This is a genomic window from Bradyrhizobium sp. (genome assembly GCF_016462955.1).
GTDB lineage: Bacteria > Pseudomonadota > Alphaproteobacteria > Rhizobiales > Xanthobacteraceae > Bradyrhizobium.
Map to the genome: position 1 here is coordinate 1 of NZ_JAEMSD010000888.1, position 1539 is coordinate 1539.

Below are 1539 nucleotides of genomic sequence, written 5' to 3' on the forward strand. Positions count from 1 at the left end.
CCGACATCGCGCGGCTCGAACGGCTGCGGGCTGCGCACATCGACGACCAGCACGCAGTGCGGCGGCAGATGCGCGAGGCCGAGCGCGACATCGAGCTCTCCAACCGCCGCATCGGCGAAATCGGCCAAGACATCCAGCGCCTCACACCGACGGCTGGAGATGCGTTCAGCATGTCAGTGAGGGGAGAGCCGTGTAGGGAACGCAAGCCCGCTGGCCGCGCATTGATGAAGGAGATCCTGACGCTGGTGCAACTCCAGCAGGAGGGCGAGACCGTCATCGCCTCGATCGGCGGCTTCGACGTCGCGTACAGCGGAGAGCGCATCGGTCACGATGGCTACCGCTACACCACCATGCTGCAGCGAACCGGCGCCGAGTACGAAATGGAGTTGCCGGTGACGGTCACGCCGCTCGGAGCGGTCGCTCGCCTTGAGCACGCACTCGACGACTTCGAGGGCGAGCGCGAGCGCTATCGCCAGCGCCTGGCCGACGCCCGCCGACGGCTGGCGTCTTACGAATCGCGCGACGGAGGCGAGTTCGCCTTCACTGGCGAGCTTGCCGAAAAGCGCCGGCAGCTTGTCGAGGTAGAGAAGGCGCTGGCGGAGGACGGCGAAGGCACCCGGGAGATCGCCGCGGCCGCGTGAATAGAGAATGAGAAGAAAGAGAAAGGGAGAAGGCCAGCTCGCAGATCGGGCGGGCCGTCGACGCTGCGCTCAACCGCCGCCTGCGCGATCCTAACCCGTCGTCCTGCGCAGGGCTTACGCCCTACTGGTCCCGCCGGGCAGGGATGCTCGGCCGCAGTTGCACCGGCCCGCCCGCTCCGCAGGGCCCAGGGGTGTCTTCGAGAAGAAGACGAGAAAGGGCCGGCAGCGTCGGTCCGCAACCCCAAAGGAGTGTTCCCATGCAACTCATCAAGGTCGATCCGCGCGCGCTGAGAGAGAACCCCGATCGCATGCGCCAGACGAAGTCGACGCCGCAGGCCGACGCGCTGCTGCTCGCGACAATCAAGGCTGTTGGTATCGTCCAGCCGCCCGTCATCACGCCCGAGACAGGCGGCGGCAACGGCTACGTCATCAATGCGGGCCATCGCCGTGTGAAGCAGGCGATCGCCGCCGGCCTCGAGGAGATCGACGTGCTCGTCGACGAGGCCGCGAACGACAACGGCGCCATGCGCTCGATGGTCGAGAACATCGCCCGTGAGGCGCTGAACCCGGTTGACCAGTGGCGTGCGATCGAGCGCCTGGTCGCGCTCGGCTGGACCGAGGAGGCGATCGGCGTCGCGCTGGCGCTGCCAGTGCGCCAGATCAGGAAGCTGCGCCTGCTGGCGAATGTGCTTCCCGCCATGCTCGACCATATGGCCAAGGGCGACATGCCGAACGAGCAGCAGCTCCGCACCATCGCCGCAGCCTCGCTCGACGAGCAGAAGGAAGTCTGGAAGAAGCACAAGCCGTCGAAGGCCGATCCGCAGGTCTCGTGGTGGAGTGTCGCACAAGCGTTGCAGAAGACCCGCATGCACGCGCGCCACGCGAGCTTCGGCGACGA

General features: G+C 67.1%; 1 protein-coding gene and 1 pseudogene. Both read left to right on the forward strand.

The features are described from left to right. Positions 1-641, forward strand: a pseudogene (locus tag JHD07_RS39560) (lactate dehydrogenase); the annotation flags it as partial. Positions 642-898: 257 nt separating this feature from the next. After that, positions 899-1539 (forward strand): ParB/RepB/Spo0J family partition protein (locus tag JHD07_RS39565; protein WP_291632058.1); only part of this gene is annotated, 641 nt, incomplete at its 3' end.